The 19678-nt window shown below is 60.2% G+C and carries 16 protein-coding genes and 3 tRNA genes; all 19 read right to left on the reverse strand.

Going from position 1 to position 19678, the window contains the following annotated elements:
* Positions 1 to 138: 138 nt before the first annotated feature.
* Positions 139 to 215: transfer RNA gene (locus ACA079_RS21740), tRNA-Asp, on the reverse strand.
* Between the two features lie 93 nt (positions 216 to 308).
* A tRNA-Asp gene (locus ACA079_RS21745) sits at positions 309 to 385 on the reverse strand.
* A 55-nt stretch (positions 386 to 440) separates the two neighbouring features.
* Positions 441 to 516 (reverse strand) — tRNA-Val (locus tag ACA079_RS21750).
* 159 nt (positions 517 to 675) lie between these two features.
* Positions 676 to 1452, reverse strand: a complete 777-nt coding sequence (locus tag ACA079_RS21755) for an SDR family oxidoreductase (protein WP_415770108.1) — start codon at positions 1450 to 1452, stop codon at positions 676 to 678.
* On the reverse strand, positions 1449 to 2660 hold the full coding sequence (locus tag ACA079_RS21760; RefSeq protein ID WP_497700903.1) for an O-succinylhomoserine sulfhydrylase: 1212 nt from the start codon (positions 2658 to 2660) through the stop codon (positions 1449 to 1451). Before ACA079_RS21760 ends, ACA079_RS21755 begins: the two co-directional genes overlap by 4 nt.
* Before the next feature lie 64 nt (positions 2661 to 2724).
* Complete coding sequence (gene purF / locus ACA079_RS21765; RefSeq protein WP_007905939.1) at positions 2725 to 4230, reverse strand: amidophosphoribosyltransferase; 1506 nt, start codon at positions 4228 to 4230, stop codon at positions 2725 to 2727.
* 41 nt (positions 4231 to 4271) lie between these two features.
* The gene (locus ACA079_RS21770; protein WP_008145596.1) at positions 4272 to 4832 is read right to left on the reverse strand and encodes a CvpA family protein; all 561 of its coding nucleotides are present in this window, start codon (positions 4830 to 4832) and stop codon (positions 4272 to 4274) included.
* Positions 4833 to 5118: 286 nt separating this feature from the next.
* Positions 5119 to 5790, reverse strand: coding sequence for an SPOR domain-containing protein (locus ACA079_RS21775; RefSeq protein WP_497700904.1), 672 nt, complete (start codon positions 5788 to 5790; stop codon positions 5119 to 5121).
* Entirely contained in the window at positions 5774 to 7081 is a 1308-nt protein-coding gene (gene folC, locus ACA079_RS21780) for a bifunctional tetrahydrofolate synthase/dihydrofolate synthase (RefSeq protein ID WP_497700905.1), read from the reverse strand. Before folC ends, ACA079_RS21775 begins: the two co-directional genes overlap by 17 nt.
* Positions 7078 to 7998, reverse strand: coding sequence for an acetyl-CoA carboxylase, carboxyltransferase subunit beta (gene accD, locus ACA079_RS21785; protein WP_033061847.1), 921 nt, complete (start codon positions 7996 to 7998; stop codon positions 7078 to 7080). Before accD ends, folC begins: the two co-directional genes overlap by 4 nt.
* Before the next feature lie 248 nt (positions 7999 to 8246).
* Entirely contained in the window at positions 8247 to 8873 is a 627-nt protein-coding gene (locus tag ACA079_RS21790; RefSeq protein ID WP_497700906.1) for a phosphoribosylanthranilate isomerase, read from the reverse strand.
* A 63-nt stretch (positions 8874 to 8936) separates the two neighbouring features.
* Positions 8937 to 9761: a tRNA pseudouridine(38-40) synthase TruA gene (gene truA / locus ACA079_RS21795; RefSeq protein ID WP_046047735.1), complete on the reverse strand. Its 825-nt coding sequence runs from the start codon at positions 9759 to 9761 to the stop codon at positions 8937 to 8939.
* A gap of 310 nt (positions 9762 to 10071) precedes the next feature.
* A complete protein-coding gene (locus ACA079_RS21800) occupies positions 10072 to 12816 on the reverse strand; it encodes a motility hub landmark protein FimV (protein ID WP_497700907.1) in 2745 nt (914 codons plus the stop codon).
* 207 nt (positions 12817 to 13023) lie between these two features.
* The gene (locus ACA079_RS21805) at positions 13024 to 14034 is read right to left on the reverse strand and encodes an aspartate-semialdehyde dehydrogenase (RefSeq protein WP_033061851.1); all 1011 of its coding nucleotides are present in this window, start codon (positions 14032 to 14034) and stop codon (positions 13024 to 13026) included.
* Positions 14035 to 14260: 226 nt separating this feature from the next.
* Positions 14261 to 15373 carry an aspartate-semialdehyde dehydrogenase gene (asd, locus tag ACA079_RS21810; protein ID WP_064676830.1) on the reverse strand — a complete coding sequence of 371 codons (1113 nt, stop codon included), beginning with the start codon at positions 15371 to 15373 and terminating at the stop codon, positions 14261 to 14263.
* A gap of 68 nt (positions 15374 to 15441) precedes the next feature.
* The gene (leuB, locus tag ACA079_RS21815; RefSeq protein WP_497700908.1) at positions 15442 to 16524 is read right to left on the reverse strand and encodes a 3-isopropylmalate dehydrogenase; all 1083 of its coding nucleotides are present in this window, start codon (positions 16522 to 16524) and stop codon (positions 15442 to 15444) included.
* A gap of 51 nt (positions 16525 to 16575) precedes the next feature.
* Positions 16576 to 17340 (reverse strand): class I SAM-dependent methyltransferase, encoded by a 765-nt coding sequence (locus ACA079_RS21820; RefSeq protein WP_497700909.1) that lies wholly within the window; start codon positions 17338 to 17340, stop codon positions 16576 to 16578.
* 137 nt (positions 17341 to 17477) lie between these two features.
* Complete coding sequence (leuD, locus tag ACA079_RS21825; protein ID WP_497700910.1) at positions 17478 to 18122, reverse strand: 3-isopropylmalate dehydratase small subunit; 645 nt, start codon at positions 18120 to 18122, stop codon at positions 17478 to 17480.
* Between the two features lie 10 nt (positions 18123 to 18132).
* Positions 18133 to 19551, reverse strand: a complete 1419-nt coding sequence (gene leuC / locus ACA079_RS21830; RefSeq protein ID WP_008151269.1) for a 3-isopropylmalate dehydratase large subunit — start codon at positions 19549 to 19551, stop codon at positions 18133 to 18135.
* Positions 19552 to 19678 lie beyond the last annotated feature (127 nt).

Below are 19678 nucleotides of genomic sequence, written 5' to 3' on the forward strand. Positions count from 1 at the left end.
AGGAGAAAAGCCAAATCGCAGACACAAAAAACCCCGGTCTTTCGACCAGGGTCTTTGCTATCGACTCGAAGTAGACACTGGCTTTACCAGCAGCTTTCTTCGTAGCTCCAAGGCGTTCAGTGGGCCTTGAGGCAGATATGGCGCAGCGGACGGGACTCGAACCCGCGACCCCCGGCGTGACAGGCCGGTATTCTAACCGACTGAACTACCGCTGCGTATCGCTTTGGACTTGCGTCCAAGTAACTCGTCTGACTGGAAGCTTCGAGGCTTTCAATCTCGAATCAGAATAAATTCTGACTCGGTAAATATGGCGCAGCGGACGGGACTCGAACCCGCGACCCCCGGCGTGACAGGCCGGTATTCTAACCGACTGAACTACCGCTGCGCGTCGGTGGAGGCTTTTAAAAGCTTCCATCTTGCTTTCGCAAGACTCTCGGAAGTGGTGGGTGATGACGGGATCGAACCGCCGACATTCTGCTTGTAAGGCAGACGCTCTCCCAGCTGAGCTAATCACCCGTTTGCATCTCCGAGGCCGCGAAATTTACGCAGGTACCGATGCTAAGTCAATACCCCGCTTGAAGTTTTTCTGAAAAAGACAAAATCATGTCATTTCCCGCAGCGCTGCCAATGGCCACCTGCAACCTCAAACCGCTGCTGTCGCGGCCCCTGCTCGAATTACTCGCTGTAAATCATCTTCTTGGTCATGCCGCCATCGACCACGAACTCCTGGCCCGTGACAAAACCGGCATTCTTCGATAACAGCCAGGCGACCATCGCCGCCACGTCCTCGACCGTCCCTACCCTGCCCGCCGGATGCTGGGCATGATCGGCATCGGTTAGCGGTTCGGCGCGGCGCGCGGATGGATCTCGCGCATCGATCCAACCCGGACTGACAGCATTGACGCGGATTTCCGGCCCGAGGCTGATGGCCAAGGCATGAGTCAGGGCCAACAGGCCGCCCTTGCTCGCCGCGTAAGCCTCAGTGTCGGGTTCCGACTGCCCGGCGCGGGTCGAGGCCAGATTGACGATTGCACCGCTGTGAGCGCGCAGGTACGGCGCACAGTGCTTGGCCAGCAGCATCGGCCCACTGAGATTCACTGCCAGCACCCGATTCCAGTACGCCAGATCAAGGCTTTCAAGAGTGATGTTGTGCGGATCGGCAACCGCCGCGTTGCACACCAGCGCATCCAGACGCCCGAACTGCCCCAGCACCTCGGCGACGCCCAACGCCACTTGGCCTTCGTTCGAGACGTCCATGGCGATGAACCAGGCGTTGTCGCCGAGCACCTTCGCCACTTTCGAACCGCGCACCCGATCAAGATCAGTCAGCACCACCTGCCAGCCTTCGCTGATCAGCCAGGCCGAGATCCCCAGACCAATGCCCCGCGCAGCTCCCGTGACCAGTGCAACGCGGCCATTGGTGCCAGTGCTTGGCGTGGACAACTCGATCACAAGGCAGCCAACCCGCGCGCCAGATCGGCTTGCAGGTCGGCCACGTCTTCCAGACCGACCGCGATGCGGATCAGGCTGTCACGAATGCCCGCGGCTACACGTTCTTGCGGCGCCAGACGGCCGTGAGAGGTGGTGCTTGGGTGCGTAATGGTGGTTTTGCTGTCACCGAGGTTGGCGGTAATGGAAATCAGACGGGTCGCATCGATAAAGCGCCAGGCGCCCTCTTTGCCGCCCTTGACCTCGAAACTCACGACCGCACCAAAGCCTTTCTGCTGACGCAGGGCCAACTCGTGCTGCGGATGGCTTTTGAGACCGGCGTAATGGACTTTCTCGATACCGTCCTGCTGCTCCAGCCATTCGGCCAGTTGCTGGGCATTGGCACAGTGAGCCTTCATACGCAGGCTCAAGGTTTCCAGGCCCTTGAGGAAGATCCAGGCATTGAACGGGCTCAGGGTCGGCCCGGCAGTCCGCAGGAAACCGACGACTTCTTTCATCTGCTCGCTACGACCCGCCACAACACCACCCATGCAACGGCCCTGGCCGTCGATGAACTTGGTCGCCGAGTGCACGACGATGTCCGCGCCCATCTTCAGCGGCTGCTGCAACGCCGGGGTGCAGAAGCAATTGTCGACCACCAGCATCGCGCCTTTGGCGTGAGCGACTTTCGACAGCTCGGCGATGTCCACCAGCTCCGCCAGCGGATTGGACGGCGATTCGACGAAGAGCAGTTTGGTATTGGCCTTGATCGCCGCATCCCAGCCGGACAAGTCCGCCAGAGGCACGTAATCGACTTCAATGCCGAAGCGCTTGAAGTACTTCTCGAACAGACTGATGGTCGAACCGAATACGCTGCGCGACACCAGGACATGATCGCCGGCGCTGCAGAGGCTCATCACCACCGCCATGATCGCGGCCATGCCGGTCGCCGTGGCCACGGCTTGCTCGGCGCTTTCCAGCGCGGCAATGCGCTCTTCGAACGCGCGCACGGTCGGGTTGGTGTAGCGCGAGTAAACGTTGCCCGGCACTTCACCGGCAAAGCGTGCCGCCGCATCAGCAGCGGTACGGAATACGTAGCTGGAAGTGAAGAACATCGGATCACCGTGTTCGCCTTCCGGCGTGCGGTGCTGACCGGCGCGTACGGCCAGGGTGTCGAACGCTACGCCTTCGAGGTCGCTGTCCAGCCGACCGGCATCCCAATCCTGACTCATGCTGTCACTCCTTGCCTTGCTCTTTTAGTAGATACAAAACCGGCCCCTCAGGGCCGGTAGTTACTCAGTTGTTATACAGATCAATGATCGCACTGACTGCCTGCGTCTTGACCTTGGAGGCATCGTTACGTGCCTGCTCGATCTTGTTCAGATAAGCCTCGTCGACGTCGCCGGTGACGTACTGGCCGTCGAACACCGCGCAATCGAACTTCTCGATCTTGATCTTGCCGCCACCGACCGCTTCGATCAAGTCAGGCAAGTCCTGATAGATCAACCAGTCGGCGCCGATCAGATCAGCCACGTCCTGGGTCGAACGGTTGTGCGCGATCAACTCGTGAGCGCTCGGCATGTCGATGCCGTAGACGTTCGGGTAGCGAACGGCCGGTGCTGCGGAGCAGAAGTAGACGTTTTTGGCGCCAGCTTCGCGGGCCATCTGGATGATCTGCTTGCAAGTGGTGCCGCGAACGATGGAATCGTCCACCAGCATCACGTTCTTGCCGCGGAACTCCAGCTCGATGGCGTTGAGCTTCTGGCGTACGGATTTTTTCCGTGCAGCCTGGCCCGGCATGATGAAGGTCCGGCCGATATAGCGGTTCTTCACGAAGCCTTCGCGGAACTTGACGCCCAAGTGGTTCGCCAACTCCAGGGCCGCGGTACGGCTGGTATCCGGAATCGGGATGACCACGTCGATGTCGTGATCCGGACGCTCGCGCAGAATCTTCTCGGCGAGTTTCTCACCCATGCGCAGGCGTGCTTTATAGACCGACACGCCGTCGATGATCGAATCCGGACGCGCCAGGTACACGTGTTCGAAGATGCACGGGGTCAGGGACGGGTTGGTCGCACACTGGCGGGTGTGCAGCTTGCCGTCTTCAGTGATGTAGACCGCTTCGCCCGGTGCCAGGTCGCGAATCAGGGTGAAACCGAGCACGTCCAGGGACACGCTTTCGGAGGCGATCATGTACTCGACGCCTTCGTCGGTATGACGCTGACCGAAAACGATCGGGCGGATGCCGTGCGGGTCGCGGAAACCGACGATGCCGTAACCGGTCACCATCGCAACAACCGCGTAACCACCGACGCAACGGTTGTGCACGTCAGTAACGGCCGCGAACACGTCTTCTTCAGTTGGCTGCAACTTGCCGCGCTGGGCCAGTTCGTGAGCAAACACGTTGAGCAGCACTTCCGAATCGGAATTGGTGTTGACGTGGCGCAGGTCAGATTCGTAAATCTCCTTGGCCAGCTGTTCAACGTTGGTCAGGTTACCGTTGTGCGCCAGGGTGATGCCGTAAGGCGAGTTGACGTAAAACGGTTGGGCTTCGGCCGAAGTCGAACTGCCCGCGGTCGGGTAACGCACATGGCCAATACCCATGTGGCCGACCAGGCGCTGCATGTGACGTTGATGAAACACGTCACGTACCAGGCCATTGTCCTTGCGCAGGAATAACCGGCCATCATGGCTGGTCACGATACCGGCAGCGTCCTGGCCGCGGTGCTGGAGGACGGTTAGCGCGTCATACAGCGCCTGATTGACGTTCGACTTACCGACGATACCGACGATGCCACACATGCGACGCAACCCCTACTTAATGGATCTGAACTGAACACAACTCACTGAGGCGTTTTGGCCATCGGCAAGAGGTGCTCCTTGAACGGTATCTCAGCGGGTACGCTGATACCGCTGGCAAGCCACTGACTGCTCCACCCGAGAATCAGGTTTTTAGACCAGTCTGCAACCAATAGAAATTTTGGCACGAGCTGTGACTCTTTCCACCACCCGTCCTGCTGTACCGGCCCCAGGCTCAACAGCCCGACCGCCACGACCACCAGCAACACGCCACGCGCGGCGCCGAAGGCCATGCCGAGGAATCGATCGGTCCCGGATAGCCCGGTGACGCGAACCAATTCGCCGATAAGATAATTGATCATCGCGCCTACGATTAACGTGGCGACAAACATGATGGCACAGCCCGTGATCACACGGGCCGACGGCGTTTGGATGTATCCGGCGAGGTACTCGGACAATGAACCACCGAACATCCAGGCGACGACTCCTGCGATGATCCAGGTCACCAGCGATAGTGCTTCTTTGACGAAGCCGCGGCTCAGACTGATCAATGCGGAGATGGCGACGATTGCAACGATCGCCCAATCAACCCAGGTAAATGGCACAGTGCAGCCTACAGACGGATAAGGCGGCGCATTTTAGCAGAGCGCATGGCTATCGGTAAGCTGCGATTGTCAGTGCATTTCAAATCGGGGTGATAGTTTTAGCCTCTATCGAAACTGCACTCGCCCCTGTAGCAGCTGGCGAAGCCTGCGTCCGGCTGCGCAGCAGCCGTAAAATCAGGCAATTCGGTCTATCCGGCACACCGTGCAAGCAGGGTTTACGCCTGCTTCGCAGCCGGACGCAGCCTCGCGGGCTCGGCAGCTGCTACATAGAGCAGATTGACGTTCGTTAGCCACGCTCAGGCTGGAAACGCACAACAAAACCCTTGAGGTTCTGCTGGCGGCTCAACAAGTCACGCAGACGATCAGCTTCTGCCCGCTCGATCAGCGGTCCGACAAACACCCGATTCTTGCCGTCGGCAGTACGAATGTAGGCGTTGTAGCCCTGGCTACGCAGGGATTTCTGCAGGCTTTCTGCACTTGCACGGCTCGACAGACTGGCCAGTTGCACCGACCAGCTGACCGACAGGCCATTGGCATCGACGCGGCTTTGAGTCGTGTCCGGCTTGCCTGGTGCAGCCGTGATGGGCTGGCTAGGTGCAACCGTTGGCTTGTTGACTGGAGCAGGTGCCGGCGCCGGCGCCGGCGCGGCCGATTTGGCGGCAGGCGCAGGCGCCACCGGCACACTCGGGGCAATCGCTGTCGACGGCGCTTCTTGCTGAGCGATTTCATCATCACTCGGCACGGGTTCCTGAGGCAACGCTTGCGGCTCAGGCACCACCACCGGCTCGACCTGAACTTGCGGCACCGCAGGCGCTTGCGGCGCAGCCGGGGCTTCAACCGTCACTTGACGCTGTTCATCCTGACGGGAAAACAGCATCGGCAGGAAAATCACCGCCAGCGCCACCAGAACCAGGGCGCCAACCATGCGCTGTTTGTATGCCTTATCCAGCAATGCCATTTGCCGCTTCCTCCGTGGAGCGCCGGGCCAGCCATTCAAGGGCCTCGGCAACACAATAAAATGATCCGAACAACAGAATCTCGTCGTCGCTCGTCGCCAGCGCGCACTGCCCTTCCAGGGCGGCGGCCACGCTGTCATAGGACGTTACCGAGGCGCCAAGGTTCTGCAACGCCGCGTGCAAATCGGCAACCGGGCGTGCTCGCGGTGAATCCAGCGGCGCGACAGCCCATTGCTGGACACTAGCATTCAATTCACCGACAACACCATCCAGATCCTTGTCCGCCAGCAATCCGAACACCGCGAGACGCTTGCCGGCCGGTGGACGGCTGGCCAGACGGCGAGCCAGATACTCTGCCGCATGGGGGTTATGCCCCACGTCCAGCAACAGGTTCAGGCGCTTGCCCTGCCAGTCGAACTGACGGCGATCGAGACGACCAACCACCCGCGTCGCTGTCAGCGCTTCAATAATCTGCGCATCCACCCAAGGCAACCCGAGCAACAGGTAAGCCTGCAACGCCAGCGCGGCGTTTTCCATCGGCAGATCGAGCAACGGCAGATCATGCAGCTCGACCACTCGCCCTTGAGCGTCAAGACCGCGCCATTGCCAGTTGTGATCGGTTATGCCGAGGTCGAAATCACGCCCACGCAGGAAAAACGGGCAATTGAGCTCGCGCGCTTTATCCAGCAGAGGTTGTGGAGGATTCAGGTCGCCACACAGCGCAGGCGCGCCCTGGCGGAAGATGCCGGCCTTTTCGAACGCCACGGATTCACGGGTATCACCCAGATAATCCGCGTGATCGACACCGATGCTGGTGACCAGCGCCATATCGGCATCTACTACGTTGACCGTGTCCAGACGCCCACCCAGCCCGACTTCCAGCACCACCGCATCGAGACTGGCGTGTTGAAACAGCCAGAACGCCGCGAGGGTGCCCATTTCGAAGTACGTCAGGGAAGTGTCGCCACGGCCCGCCTCGACCGCTGCAAAGGCTTCGCACAGCTCGGCGTCAGTGGCTTCGACGCCATTGACCTGCACCCGCTCGTTGTAACGCAGCAGGTGCGGAGAATTGTAGACACCGACGTTCAGGCCCTGCGCCCGCAGCAACGAAGCCACGAATGCGCAGGTAGAACCTTTGCCGTTGGTGCCGGTGACCGTGATCACCCGAGGCGCCGGTTTGCCCAGTCCCATGCGGGACGCTACCTGTTGCGAGCGCTCCAGGCCCATGTCGATGGCCGAAGGGTGCAACTGCTCAAGGTAGGCGAGCCACTCGCCAAGGGTACGTTCGATCATATGTTGGCGGGTACCGGTGGAACCACGATTGGTTCGATTGGCGCGGCGACGAATTTCGGCGTCGGCAGGCCCATCATTTGTGCCAGCAGATTGCCCAGACGCGGACGCAGTTCCTGACGGTGAATGATCATGTCGATCGCACCGTGTTCCAGCAGGAATTCGCTGCGCTGGAAGCCTTCCGGCAGTTTTTCACGCACGGTTTGTTCAATAACGCGCGGACCAGCGAAGCCGATCAGGGCTTTCGGCTCACCGACGATCACGTCGCCAAGCATCGCCAGACTGGCAGAAACACCACCGTAGACCGGGTCGGTCAGCACGGAGATGAACGGAATGCCTTCTTCACGCAGACGCGCCAGCACCGCAGAGGTCTTGGCCATTTGCATCAGGGAGATCAGGGCTTCCTGCATCCGCGCACCGCCGGAAGCGGCGAAGCAGATCATCGGGCAACGGTTTTCCAGCGCGTAGTTGGCAGCGCGAACAAAACGCTCACCAACGATGGCGCCCATCGAACCACCCATAAAGGAGAATTCGAAGGCCGAAACCACCACCGGCATGCCCAACAGGGAGCCGCTCATGGAGATCAGTGCGTCTTTTTCGCCGGTCTGCTTCTGCGCAGCGGTCAGGCGATCCTTGTACTTCTTGCCGTCGCGAAACTTCAGACGGTCAACCGGCTCCAGGTCCGCGCCCAGTTCGGCACGGCCTTCAGCGTCGAGGAAGATGTCGATGCGGGCGCGTGCGCCGATACGCATGTGGTGGTTGCACTTGGGGCAAACATCCAGGGTCTTTTCCAGCTCCGGACGATACAGCACAGCCTCGCAAGATGGGCATTTGTGCCACAGACCTTCAGGCACCGAGCTCTTCTTGACCTCGGAACGCATGATCGAAGGGATCAGTTTGTCTACTAACCAGTTGCTCATGCTTTCTTTCTCCAGTACCGGCGGCCCGAACGCTCTGGTTCGCAGCCCCGCGTATGCCCTTGAGCTAAATTCATGTGTGTGGCGATGATCGATGGGTTGCCGGATCAGCTAAACGTGACCTGCGTACACCCCAAAAACCCTCAGCCATGCCTGTGGACGGCGGCAGTGTGCCAGCCGTCACATCAACGTAGGAGCTGACGAATGAAACGAGGCTGCGATCTTTTGATTTGGCTCTTCGCAGCCTCGTTTCACTCGACAGCTCCTACAACCGCTTTAATGAATGCCTGAATCTTTGCGTGATCCTTGATGCCCTTGCTCGCCTCTACCCCACCGCTGACGTCCACGGCATAAGGCCGAACCCTTGTAATCGCCTCGGCGACGTTGTCCGGCGTCAAGCCACCCGCCAGGATGATCGGTTTGCTCAAGCCTTGCGGTATCAGTGACCAGTCAAACGCTTCACCGGTTCCGCCGGGTACGCCTTCAACGTAGGCGTCGAGCAGGATACCGCTGGCACTTGGAAACGCATCGCATGCCGCCGCGATATCGTCACCGGCCTTGACCCGCAGCGCCTTGATGTACGGACGGTGCCAGCCTTCACACTCGGCCGCGGTTTCGTCGCCATGGAACTGCAACAGATCCAGCGGCACGGCGTCGAGGATTTCCCCCAACTCGCAGCGGCTGGCGTTGACGAACAACCCTACGGTGGTCACGAACGGCGGCAACGCCTTGATGATCGAGCGCGCCTGCTGAAACGTCACGGCCCGCGGGCTTTTGGCGTAGAACACAAATCCGATCGCATCAGCCCCGGCCTCAACCGCCGCCAACGCATCTTCTATGCGGGTAATCCCACAAATCTTGCTGCGAACGGCCGACATGTCGATAGAACCCCAAGGTAAATCCGAGAAAGTCCCGGATGGTAACAAAAGCGTTCGAGGGCGTCAGCCGTCAAGTTCAGAGAAGCCAGTGAGGAAGTGAGGCCCGATGTAACGCTCGGGCAATTCGAACTCGTCGCGGTACTCGACCTGCACCAGGTACAGGCCGTACGGATGCGCCGTCACCCCGCCGGACCTGCGAATACGGCTCTCCAGAACCTCTTTCATCCACTCCACCGGGCGCTCGCCGGCACCGATGGTCATCAGCACGCCAGCAATGTTGCGCACCATGTGGTGCAGGAAGGCGCTGGCGCGGATGTCCAGCACGATCATCTTGCCGTGGCGCGTGACGCGCAGGTGATGCAGCTCCTTGATCGGCGACTTGGCCTGACACTGACCAGCACGGAAAGCGCTGAAATCGTGAGTGCCGACCAGGTACTGCGCCGCCTCTGCCATGCGTTCGACGTCCAGTGGACGGTGGTTCCAGGTGATTTCTTCGTTCAGGTGCGCCGGGCGGATCTGATCGTTGTAGATCACGTAGCGATAGCGCCGGGCAATCGCCTTGAACCGCGCATGAAAATGCGCCGGCATGACCTTGGCCCAGCTGACACTGACGTCGTGAGGCAAATTGATATTGGCGCCCATGACCCAGGCTTTCATCGAACGCTCGACCTGAGTATCGAAATGCACCACCTGACCGCACGCATGCACACCGGCATCCGTACGCCCGGCGCAGAGCAGCGACACCGGTGAGTCGGCGACTTTGGACAAGGCCTTTTCGAGGGTTTCCTGCACCGTGAGCACGCCGGAAGCCTGGCGCTGCCAGCCGCGATAGCGCGAACCTTTGTATTCAACGCCCAACGCGATCCGGAAAAAGCCGTCGGCCACCATTTCGGCGGCCGGATTATCTATATTTGCCAAGGAGTGACAGCCTGCTGATGTACGCAAAGGCGGGCATTATAAGGCCGCTGGACGGGGACGCCAGTACAACAGGCGGTACTGCGTTGAATGTGATTGCCTCATCGCGAGCAAGCTCGCTCCCACATTGGACCGGTGTTGCTCAAACTATTTGTGTTCGACGCCAATCCCTGTGGGAGCGAGCTTGCTCGCGATAGCGGCCCGACAGCCCCCATCACATCCCGATAGAAACAAAAACGGCAGCCTCAATGGGCTGCCGTTTTGTTTACGCCTTACCGATCAATCAAGCCAGACGCGAAAGCATTTCCTTGGCTTCGCTCTTCTGACCTGCATCACCCTCGGTCACCACCTCGTTGAGGATGTCCCGGGCGCCGTCGGCGTCGCCCATGTCGATGTAGGCCTGGGCCAGATCGAGTTTGGTAGCGACTTCGTCGGTGCCGGAAAGGAAATCGAATTCCGGCTCGTCAGCTGCGGAGGCCATGGCGTCTTCCGCCGTGAAGCTCGGCTCGCCAAGGCTCTGGGACAGACGATCCAGTTCGGCGTTAACGTCATCCAGTTCGGCGGCAAACGCATCCGGAGCGTCTGGCGCGTCCATTTCGTCAGCCAGCGACAGGTCGAAATCGGCTGGCAGCTCCAGATCGTCCAGCGCAACCTCGGGAACAGCCGGCGCTTCAGCGGCAGGTAAATCCAGGTCCTTGACGCCGTCATCCAGGCTCAACAGGAAGTCGTCTTCGGCCAGGGTGGCCGGCGAGGCATCCCCACCAAGATCCATATCCAGGTCGAAGTCCGACAGGTCATCGAGGTTTTCCTTGATGTCGGTCTGCTGCTGCAACACCGATTCGAAGCTCAGGTCGTCGTCCAGCGGGAACTCGTCCAGCTCAGTCGCAGACACTGGCTCTGCTTCTGGTTCTGGTACTGGTGCAACCACTGCCGGAGAGGCGGTTTCCAGATCATCCAGGCTCAAATCGAAGGCACTGTCGAGGTCATCGGACTCTGCCTCTGGTTTTGGTTCTGGTGCAACCACCGCCGGAGAGGCAGATTCCAGATCATCCAGGCTCAAATCGAAGGCATTGTCGAAGTCATCGGGCGCTGCCGGTGCCGGTGCCGGCGCTTCAGGCTCGTCCTGCAGCAGATCCTTGACGTATTGCGCGTCCAGTTCGGCAGCGATCGCAGCGGCTGCGATACCACCGGCTGCCGCAATGACCATGGCCGGGAAGCGGCTCTTGAGTTTTTCGACCTGAGCAAAGTTGTCACCATTGGCCACCAGTTGGCGTTCCTGGGCAACGAATGCATTGCGGTCGCCTTGCTGACCGTAGACTTCCATCAGCTTGAGGCGCAAGTCACTGCGTTGTGGCTCTTGCTTGATCCCGTCTTCCAGCAAGGCCGCCGCCTGATTCAGACGACCGGCAGTGATGTGCGACTGCGCCTTGGTCAATACGTCGTCATCGCGCTCGCCAGCAGGCGATACCAGTGGCGCGGCGATCGGCGGCGTTACCACAACCGGAGCAATTACCGGGGCTGGTGCAGGCGGTGGGGTTGGCGCGGTAGCGAGCTTCACGCTCGGCGGCGGCACTTCCAGGTCATCGAAGATGCCTTTTGGCAGGTCGAGTTCAGCGGAGAACGCCTGCTCCTCGGCCAAGTCACGGGCCATGCGCAAATGCTTCTCGGCTTCTTGCTGGGCTTTGCGGCGACGCGCCAGCAACAGCAGCAAGAACAGCGCCACCACGGCACCGCCACCTGCCAGACCCAGCAGCCACGGATTGGTCAGCAGTTCTTTGAATTGCTGATCGTCGGATGCTGCTGGCGTCGGCTCGACAGGCTGCTCGACCGGAGCCGGCGTGGCCTCAGGCGCAGCAGCCTCTGGTGCAGGTGTTGCCGGAGCCGCTTCCGTAGGCGCTGCCGCAGGATTGGCCGCCAGTTCGGCTGACATTGCCGGAGCGGTCGCACCTGGTGCAGGCGCATCCGCCGCGCCTTCAGCCTGCAACTTGGCCAGTTGATTGTTCTTCAGTTCGATCAGGCGTTGCAGCTTTTCCAGCTGACTTTGCAGATCGGTCATGCGGCTTTTCAGTTCGGCGTTGTCACGACGAGTCGTGTCGAGGCTTTCCTGAGTCACGGCCAGCTTGTTGCTCAAATTCTTGGCATCACCCCCGGCGCCTTTGCCACCGGCCTTGCCGGACTCGGCAGAGACCAGGCTCAGCTTGTCTGTCGCCGCTTGCGACGAAGGGCCTTCGCCGCGAGCGCGTTTGGTGGCATCGAGCTGCTGCTGTCCAGCCCCGGACTTCGCCACATAGCGACGACCCTGACGCCACGCGGTGTTCTGCGCGGAGACTTCAGCAATGGCTTTCGGTTGCGGCAGGCTGGCGCTCTGTGCCTGATCCGGCATACGCAGGACCTGACCGGCTTTCAACCGGTTGATGTTGCCGTCGATAAAGGCATCCGGGTTCAACGCCTGGATGGCCAGCATGGTTTGCTGGACCGAGCCGCCAGTGCGCGCCTTCGCAGCGATTTCCCACAGGGTATCGCGCGGCGCGGTGGTGTATTGGGTTGGATTGGCGGCACCGGTCACCGGTGCGGTGACGGTTTGCGTCGGTGCAGGCTGCGCAGCCGCATCAGCGGTTTGCGGCGAGAATTTGGACGGATCGAGCAGCACGCTGTAATCGCGCAGCAGGCGACCGTTGGGCCACATCACCTGAACCAGGAATTTCACCATGGGTTCGGAGAGGGGTTTGCTGGATGTCACACGCAGGATGCTTTTGCCGCTGGCGTTGAGCACCGGGGTAAAGGTCAGGTCATTGAGAAACGCCTGGCGGTCGATACCGGCCTTGGCGAAATCTTCGGGCGAAGCCAGGCTCGGTACCAATTCGGCAGCGGTGAGGTCCTTGACGTCGAGCAACTCGATTTCCGCCACCAAGGGCTGGTTCAGCGTCGACTTCAGGGTCAATTCCCCGAGCCCGAGGGCATGCGCCATACCGGAGGACAGCGCCGAGGCGGCCGCTATTGCTAACACCAGTTTGCGAACTTGAACCATAGCCTCATCCTTTGTTTGAACATTCCTCGGCCAGCGAGAAGGTGTTGATAGTCGCTGCCGTAAGGCATTGCGCGCGGCGGCGAAGAGTCGTCGCGCGCGATCATTTCATTCATGCCACGCAAAACCCCGGAGGGAGCCTGCCTTCAGCAGTCCGGCCAAGCATAGCGCCCGGCTGGATTCATTCGACAATTTGTTGCCAAGTATCTTTTACAGGAGGTCTTTTATCAACAATTCAGCCACCTGCACAGCATTGAGCGCTGCGCCTTTGCGTACGTTATCTGACGTCAGCCACAAATTTAGTTCCGACAGGTCGTCGATCCCGCTGCGAACCCGACCAACGTAGACCACGTCCTGCCCTACCGCATCGCCTACCGGTGTCGGGTAATCTCCGGCTTCCACCAGCTCGATACCGGGCGCGTCTTCCAGGGCGGCGTTGACTTTTGCCAGGTCGATGTCGCTCGACGACTGCAAGGTCACGTTAAAGCTATCGCCAAAAAACACCGGGGCTTGAATGCAAGTGACGGAAATCTTTAATAAAGGTAGCGCCATGACCTGACGCAGCTCGCGTACCAGGCGTTTTTCCAGCAGCGTATGACCCTGCTCATCAGGCTTGCCCACTTGCGCCAGCAGGTTGAAGGCCATCTGCCGATCGAAGAAGGTCGGCTCCAGCGGACGCACGTTGAGCAACTCGGCCGTTTGCCGTGCCAGCTCGGTGACGGCTTCGCGACCCTGGGCGGAGACGGCCAGACTGGCGGTCAAATTGATGCGTTGCAGGTCGAGCAAACCGAGCAACGGCGCCAGCACTACCGCCAGTGTGGTGGCCGAAGGGCTTGGACTGCTGACCTGGAACGGCTTTTTCAAACCGGCCAGCACCTGCGCGTTGGCTTCAGGCACAACTTGTGGCGCCTGATCAGCCGGCAAGGCGCCGGACAGGTCGATCAGCGAGCAACCGGCGGCCGTGGCTCGCGAAGCGAAACTCAGGGTTACCGCCGGGCCGGCCGCGAAGAACACCAGCTGGACTTTACTGAAGTCGAACTCATCGACTTCCCGTACCCGCACGTTCTTGCCGCGAAACGGCACCGAATGACCGGCCGATTCGCTGCTGGCGAGCAGGTGCAGATTGCCGACAGGGAAGTCGCGCTCTTCGAGAATCTGCACGAGCGTTTCGCCGACAGTACCGGTGGCGCCGATCACGGCGATATCAAAGGACTGGCTCATGGTTCTACCTCTGGCGAAACGGGGGGAGCGGCACTTTACCGGGTGGTTGGCAGTTCGGCAATTTAGAGCAAAAGATCGCAGCCTTCGGCAGCTCCTACATTGGCCGCGTGCAAACCCGATCCTGTAGGAGCTGCCGAAGGCTGCGATCTTTTGCAGGCGACGAACATACCAAAAGAAAAAACCCGCACCTCTTTCAAGGCGCGGGTTCTTTTATTACTTCAACCGATCAACGCTCAAGCAGGATCCGCAGCATGCGACGCAGCGGTTCGGCCGCGCCCCACAGCAGTTGGTCGCCGACGGTGAACGCGCCAACGTACTGCGTGCCCATGTTCAGCTTGCGCAGACGGCCAACCGGTACGTTCAGGGTGCCGGTGACTTTCGTCGGGCTCAGTTCCTGAATGCTGGCTTCGCGGCTGTTCGGCACCAGTTTGACCCAAGGGTTGTGCTGGCTGATCAGCCCTTCGATGTCGGCGATCGGCACGTCTTTGTTCAGCTTGATGGTCAGCGCCTGGCTGTGGCAGCGCATGGCGCCGATGCGCACGCAGATGCCATCGACCGGGATCGGGCTCTTGAAGCGACCGAGGATCTTGTTGGTCTCGGCCTGGGCTTTCCACTCTTCGCGGCTCTGACCGTTCGGCAGTTCCTTGTCGATCCACGGGATCAGGCTGCCGGCCAGCGGTACGCCGAAGTTTTCGGTCGGGTACGCGTCGCTGCGCATGGCCTCGGCCACACGGCGGTCGATGTCGAGGATCGCGCTGGCCGGGTCGGCCAGTTGATCGGCGACAGCCGCGTGGGTCGCGCCCATTTGCTTGATCAGTTCACGCATGTTCTGCGCGCCGGCACCGGAGGCCGCCTGATAGGTCATGGCGCTCATCCACTCGACCAGACCGGCTTCGAACAGACCGCCCAGGCCCATCAACATCAGGCTGACGGTGCAGTTGCCGCCGATGTAGTTCTTGGTGCCCGCGTCGAGCTGCTGGTCGATGACCTTGCGGTTCACCGGGTCCAGCACGATCACTGCGTCATCCTGCATGCGCAGGCTGGAAGCGGCGTCGATCCAGTAACCCTGCCAGCCGGCTTCGCGCAGCTTCGGGAAGACTTCGCTGGTGTAGTCGCCACCCTGGCAGGTCAGAATCACGTCAAGGGTTTTCAGCTCTTCAATGCTGTAAGCGTCCTTGAGCGGAGCAATGTCCTTGCCCACGGACGGGCCTTGGCCACCGACATTGGAAGTGGTGAAAAACACCGGCTCAATAAGATCGAAATCCTGCTCTTCCAGCATCCGCTGCATGAGCACGGAACCGACCATACCGCGCCAACCGATCAGACCTACACGTTTCATCGCAACTACACCTTCTTTAAAAAGTGGGCCGCTGCTTTCAAAGTGAAAGTTGCAGCGGGCCCGAGAGATTACAGATTCCGCAGCGCGGCGACTACTGCGTCGCCCATTTCCTGCGTACCGACTTTAGTGCAACCGGTCGACCAAATGTCGCCAGTACGCAGGCCTTGGTCCAATACCAGACTGACGGCCTTATCGATCGCATCGGCCGCATCCTGCAGATTGAAGCTGTAACGCAGCATCATCGACACCGACAAAATGGTCGCCAACGGGTTGGCAATGCCCTTGCCAGCGATGTCCGGCGCCGAACCGTGGCACGGCTCGTACATGCCTTTGTTGTTGGTATCCAGCGACGCCGACGGCAGCATGCCGATGGAACCGGTAAGCATCGACGCCTGGTCGGAAAGAATGTCGCCGAACAGGTTGTCAGTAACGATCACGTCGAATTGCTTCGGTGCACGCACCAGCTGCATGGCGGCGTTGTCGACGTACATGTGGCTCAGTTCGACTTCAGGGTAATCCTTGGCCACTTGCTCGACGATTTCACGCCACAGCTGGCTGGAGGCCAGCACGTTGGCCTTGTCCACCGAGCACAGTTTCTTGCCGCGCACCATGGCCATGTCGAAACCGACACGGGCGATGCGACGGATTTCGCTTTCGCTGTACGGCAGGGTGTCGTAAGCCTGACGCTCGCCGTTTTCCAGGGTGCGAACGCCACGTGGAGCGCCGAAGTAGATACCGCCGGTCAGTTCACGGACGATCAGGATGTCCAGGCCAGCAACGATTTCAGGCTTCAGGCTCGAAGCCTCGGCCAATTGCGGGTACAGGATCGCCGGACGCAGGTTGCCGAACAGGCCCAGTTGCGCACGAATTTTCAGCAGGCCGCGCTCAGGGCGGATGTCACGCTCGATGGTGTCCCATTTCGGGCCGCCCACAGCGCCCAGCAGTACAGCGTCGGCTGCGCGGGCACGCTCGAGGGTTTCGTCAGCCAGCGGCACGCCGTGCTTGTCGATGGCGGCGCCACCGATCACGTCATGGCTCAGCTCGAAGCCCAGGCTGTACTTGTCGTTTGCCAGCTCCAGCACCTTGACCGCTTCGGCCATGATTTCCGGGCCAATACCGTCACCTGGGAGAATCAGAATCTGCTTGCTCATGCTTTCCTCATGTCATCAGTCGGTGCGCCCGTGGGCACGCCCGGAAAAAGTCTATCGTTCAGCCATCAGCACCAGCACATCGGTACTGAATGAACCATCGGCCTCAATCTCAAAATATTCGCGCACTTCATTACCCATCGACTGCTGCAACTCGAGGATTGCCGCGCGCATCACCACTGGCGTGCGCATGCGCTCGACCCAGGAGGTGTACTCCAGACGCAGCCGTTGACGGGTGGTGCTACGGGTATGCAACCCCGCTTCGCTGACCTGACGCAACCACTCGCCGGCGGAATAATCGCGCACATGGCTGGTGTCGCGCAGCACTTCGACGCTTTGCAGGTAAGTGTCGAACAACGGACTGCCCGGTGACAACACGTCGACGAACGCCGCCACGCCACCCGGCTTCAGCACCCGGCGAACTTCTCGCAGGGCCAGACCGAGATCGCTCCAATGGTGCGCCGAATAACGGCTGAAGACGAAATCGAACTCACCATCAGCGAACGGCAGACGCTCGGCGGCGCCCAGCACGGTGGACACGTTGGTCAGACCGCGATCGACGGCGGCACCGGCCACCACGTCGAGCATCTGCTGCGACAAATCGTAGGCCACCACTTCTTTCACCAGCGAGGCCACGTGAAAACTCACGTGACCGGCGCCGCAGCCCAGGTCCAGCACGCGGGCATCGCCCTGCCCTGCCAGTTCAGCCTGTAGCAACGCAAATTCGGTGCCCTGAGCGTGTACGGCGCTGCTCAGATAGGCCGAGGCCTGTTCACCGAATTGCTTTTGTACTACCTGACTGTGGGCGGTGCTGGTCATCGTAATGTCCTGATATTTGTGTTGTCTGGGCTGCCGCCATCGCGAGCAAGCTCGCTCCCACAGGGGTTTTGTGTACGCCGCAAATCCACTGTGGGAGCGAGCTTGCTCGCGATGAGGCCGGCACTACCTACCGAAAATCAAACGTCGCGAAACAACCACGGCTGGCTCGCACGGTGTTTGGCTTCAAACGCCGCAATCGCTTCGTGGTCCTGCAGGGTCAGGCCGATGTCGTCCAGGCCGTTGACCAGGCAATGCTTGCGGAACTCGTCAAGTTCAAAGCTGTAGACCTTGCCATCAGGCCGGGTCACGGTCTGGGCTACCAGGTCGACCTTCAACTCGTAGCCAGGATTCGCCTCGACTTGCTGGAACAGCTCATCCACTTCAGCGTCGCTCAAGATGATCGGCAGCAAGCCGTTCTTGAAGCTGTTGTTGTAGAAGATGTCGGCGTAGCTCGGCGCGATGATGCTGCGAAAACCGTACTCTTCCAGCGCCCACGGCGCGTGTTCACGGCTGGAGCCGCAACCGAAGTTCTCGCGGGCCAGCAGCACGCTGGCGCCTTGATAACGCTCGGCGTTGAGCACGAAATCCTTGTTCAACGGACGCTTGGAGTTGTCCTGGTAGGCATAGCCCACGTCCAGGTAACGCCATTCGTCGAACAGGTTCGGACCAAAACCGGTGCGCTTGATCGACTTCAAGAACTGCTTCGGAATGATCTGGTCGGTGTCGACGTTGGCACGGTCCAAGGGGGCGACCAAACCGGTGTGTTGGGTAAAAGCTCTCATGTGCGGTTCCTCAGATCAGTTCGCGAACGTCGATGAAACGACCGTGGACGGCAGCCGCCGCGGCCATGGCCGGGCTGACCAGGTGCGTACGGCCACCGGCGCCCTGACGCCCTTCGAAGTTGCGGTTGGAGGTCGAGGCGCAATGCTCGCCAGACTCCAAACGGTCCGGGTTCATCGCCAGGCACATCGAGCAACCCGGTTCACGCCACTCGAAACCGGCTTCGAGGAAAATCTTGTCCAGGCCTTCGGCCTCGGCTTGCGCCTTCACCAGGCCCGAGCCCGGCACCACGATGGCTTGCTTGATGGTCGAAGCGACTTTACGGCCCTTGGCGATCACCGCCGCAGCGCGCAAGTCTTCGATCCGCGAGTTGGTGCAGGAACCAATGAACACGCGGTCCAGTTGAATGTCGGTGATCGCCTGATTGGCGCTCAAACCCATGTATTTCAAGGCGCGCTCGATGGAACCGCGTTTGACCAGGTCCATTTCCTTCGCCGGGTCCGGCACGTTCTGATCAACCGCGAGGACCATCTCGGGCGAAGTGCCCCAGCTGACTTGCGGCTTGATCTGAGTGGCGTCGAGCTCGACGACGGTGTCGAACACCGCATCGGCGTCGGAAACCAGGTCTTTCCAGGCTTCGACCGCCATGTCCCATTCCGCGCCTTTCGGGGCAAATGGACGACCCTTGACGTAGGCCACGGTTTTTTCGTCGGCAGCCACCAGGCCAACACGAGCGCCGGCTTCAATGGACATGTTGCAGATGGTCATGCGGCCTTCGACGGACAAATCGCGAATGGCGCTGCCGGCGAACTCAATGGCGTGGCCGTTACCGCCGGCGGTGCCGATTTTGCCAATCACCGCGAGCACGATGTCCTTGGCTGTCACGCCGAACGGCAATTTGCCTTCGACCGACACCAGCATGTTTTTCATTTTCTTGGCGACCAGGCACTGCGTGGCGAACACGTGCTCGACCTCGGAAGTCCCGATGCCGTGGGCCAATGCGCCAAACGCGCCGTGGGTCGAGGTGTGCGAGTCGCCGCAGACCACGGTCATGCCCGGCAAGGTGGCACCCTGCTCCGGACCGATCACGTGAACGATGCCCTGACGCACGTCATTCATTTTGAATTCAGTGATGCCATATTCGTCGCAGTAGTCATCGAGAGTCTGAACCTGCAAACGCGAGACCTGGTCGGTAATCGCTTCGATGCCGCCCTTGCGATCAGGAGTGGTCGGTACGTTGTGGTCCGGGGTGGCGATGATCGAGTCGACGCGCCAAGGCTTGCGCCCGGCCAGACGCAGGCCTTCGAAAGCTTGGGGCGAAGTCACTTCATGGATGATGTGGCGGTCGATATAGATCAGCGACGACCCATCGTCGCGCCGTTTCACTTCATGGGAATCCCAAAGCTTGTCGTAAAGCGTTTTGCCGGCCATCAGACGGTTCCTCATCAGCTTTTTTCTATTTTCTATGCCTTGGGTCTTGCACGGTTCAATAACCCCTTGGCTTGTGAGGTCGATCCTAGGGGGTTACATTAAATAACTCAAATTCATATTTTTTATG

It is taken from the genome of Pseudomonas sp. LBUM1645 (assembly GCF_059716185.1).

Coding starts and splice junctions, on each gene's coding strand:
- ACA079_RS21760 (WP_497700903.1), bottom strand. CDS start 2,660: ATGAGTCAGGATTGGGATGCCGGTCGGCTGGACAGCGACCTCGAAGGC.
- purF (WP_007905939.1), bottom strand. CDS start 4,230: ATGTGTGGCATCGTCGGTATCGTCGGTAAGTCGAACGTCAATCAGGCG.
- ACA079_RS21775 (WP_497700904.1), bottom strand. CDS start 5,790: ATGGCATTGCTGGATAAGGCATACAAACAGCGCATGGTTGGCGCCCTG.
- folC (WP_497700905.1), bottom strand. CDS start 7,081: ATGATCGAACGTACCCTTGGCGAGTGGCTCGCCTACCTTGAGCAGTTG.
- accD (WP_033061847.1), bottom strand. CDS start 7,998: ATGAGCAACTGGTTAGTAGACAAACTGATCCCTTCGATCATGCGTTCC.
- ACA079_RS21790 (WP_497700906.1), bottom strand. CDS start 8,873: ATGTCGGCCGTTCGCAGCAAGATTTGTGGGATTACCCGCATAGAAGAT.
- truA (WP_046047735.1), bottom strand. CDS start 9,761: ATGGTGGCCGACGGCTTTTTCCGGATCGCGTTGGGCGTTGAATACAAA.
- ACA079_RS21800 (WP_497700907.1), bottom strand. CDS start 12,816: ATGGTTCAAGTTCGCAAACTGGTGTTAGCAATAGCGGCCGCCTCGGCG.
- ACA079_RS21805 (WP_033061851.1), bottom strand. CDS start 14,034: ATGAGCCAGTCCTTTGATATCGCCGTGATCGGCGCCACCGGTACTGTC.
- asd (WP_064676830.1), bottom strand. CDS start 15,373: ATGAAACGTGTAGGTCTGATCGGTTGGCGCGGTATGGTCGGTTCCGTG.
- leuB (WP_497700908.1), bottom strand. CDS start 16,524: ATGAGCAAGCAGATTCTGATTCTCCCAGGTGACGGTATTGGCCCGGAA.
- ACA079_RS21820 (WP_497700909.1), bottom strand. CDS start 17,340: ATGACCAGCACCGCCCACAGTCAGGTAGTACAAAAGCAATTCGGTGAA.
- leuD (WP_497700910.1), bottom strand. CDS start 18,122: ATGAGAGCTTTTACCCAACACACCGGTTTGGTCGCCCCCTTGGACCGT.
- leuC (WP_008151269.1), bottom strand. CDS start 19,551: ATGGCCGGCAAAACGCTTTACGACAAGCTTTGGGATTCCCATGAAGTG.